The sequence below is a fragment of the Enterococcus sp. UD-01 genome (assembly GCF_044909655.1).
GTDB lineage: Bacteria > Bacillota > Bacilli > Lactobacillales > Enterococcaceae > Enterococcus_L.
The window spans coordinates 1-1,940 of the sequence record NZ_JBIYEU010000033.1 but is presented as its reverse complement, the minus strand read 5'-3'; the positions used below and the strand labels follow the sequence as shown (position 1 = coordinate 1,940).

Below are 1,940 nucleotides of genomic sequence, written 5' to 3'. Positions count from 1 at the left end.
AACAATCTGTAATTTTAATTCAAAACTGTACTTTGCCATACAAAAAAACCTCCAAAAGTTAGATTTTTAGGTCTAACTTTTGGGGGTCGGTACATTTTTCCACTCTATTTTTATGCCGTTTTTTGATTGAAACGTCGAAACTCTACTGGACTTTTCCAGTTAAGCTTTTCTTTGATTCTATAATGATTGTAATAATAAATATAGTTCTCAATGGCTTGTCTTAACTCATTTTGACTTTGATAAACTTTTCCATAATACAATTCTTGCTTTAGAATACTGAAGAAATTCTCCATAGGAGAATTATCTAAACAGGTTCCTTTCCGAGACATACTTTGAAAGATACGGTTATCCTTTAATGTTTGTACATAGGTGTTCATTTGATACGCCCAGCCTTGATCAGAGTGGAAGGTGCGACGATAGGGACAATCATTTGTTTGAGAAATTGCTTCTTCCAGACCTGCAATAACTGTTGTACCATTTGGTTGAGTAGAAAGGCTGTAGCTTAGAATTTCACTGTTATACATATCCATAAACGGATCTAAATATAGTTTTTTCTGTCGAAGAATACCCGCGTCATCTGTTTCATAGTATTTAAATTCAGTTGTATCCGTCGTGATTTTTTGATGGGAGACCGAAGTGTTGAATCTTCGGTGAATCAAGTTTTTAGCTACTTTCCCAACAGTTCCTTTATATGAATTATATTTCCTAGATTTCTTGGTAAATGCTTTGACTTGTAACTGTAGCTTTTGCATTAATCGCTGTATTTTCTTTTTATTTACGTGATATCCACGTCGTTTCAATTCCTGTGTCATTCTTCTATAGCCATAATGTGGATGTTTTTTACGAATCGCTTGAATTTCTTCTTCAATTATTTGTGTTGAGTTTGTTCTATCTAAACGCTTTTGCCAGTACATATAAGTGGCTTTTGGAAACCTTAGGGTTTCCAGAATATCTTTTAATCGAAAGTGTCCTCGGAGGCTGTGAATGATTCGTGCGATTCTTTCATTTTTCGTTCGTCCTCTAAACGCAGCCTCCTCAATTCTTTTAAATGGGCATTCTCAATTTTCAACATTCTATTTTCTTTTTCTAGTGTATCCAGTCTGGATTGTTCATCGGTGGATAGCTTGACTTCTTTTGATTTCTTCTTAGGCATTGTCGTTGGACGTCCTTTCTGTTTACAGAGTCCATCTATCCCCTGTTTCCGATAGGTTCTAAGCCAACTCGCAACTAAGGGCGGATTGTTAATTTTGAGACAATTGGCTACTTCTCGATAGGACAGCTCTGTTGTTAAATACAACTCTATCGCATCTAACTTAAATTGAACAGAATAATTCCTATTTTTTCGACTACGGAGTAGTCCTTCTTCACCAAATTCATTATACGCATTGATCCATTTTCTTATTTGTGAATTATCTTTAAACCCATACTTTTTTGCGAGAAATGATGTGCCTCCTTGTCCAGATAAGTAGTCATGGACAATTTTAAGTTTAAATTCAAGATTGTACTTTGCCATACAAAAAAACCTCCAAAAGTTAGATTTTTAGGTCTAACTTTTGGGGGGCGGTACAATTTCCACGGATTTTTATTTAATAAAATCACTTGCTAGATTTACAAGGATTAAATAATATGAGTAAAAATCTAAAAAACGATGAATTGTTCTAAATTAAGTCAATTGAAAGTCATATTATAAAGCTTTCATATAATTTAACCATATAAAAATTTGTGCTGTCTGTCAATAGCATGATAAATTTATATCTACTAAAAAACAAAAAATCTCTAGACTTTCAAAGTGCTGCAATATTTTTAGACGAGTTGTCAATAGTTAAATAAAAAAGCGGAAGAGAAAGGAAGTGCAACTACTTTTTGATACAAAATAAAAAGAGCAACTCAATTTGATCTTGTTAATCGATAATCAACGGGTGAAAGATACCCTAATTTTG

At 33.5% G+C, this 1,940-nt stretch carries 1 protein-coding gene; it reads right to left on the bottom strand.

The genetic code is table 11. From position 1 onward, the window contains the following. Nucleotides 1–110: 110 nt before the first annotated feature. A protein-coding gene (locus ABH902_RS15730; RefSeq protein ID WP_404592340.1) for an IS3 family transposase occupies nt 111–1,513 on the bottom strand; the annotation gives its coding sequence in 2 pieces (ribosomal slippage) (nt 111–967 and nt 967–1,513; 1,404 coding nt in all). Nucleotides 1,514–1,940: the final 427 nt, after the last annotated feature.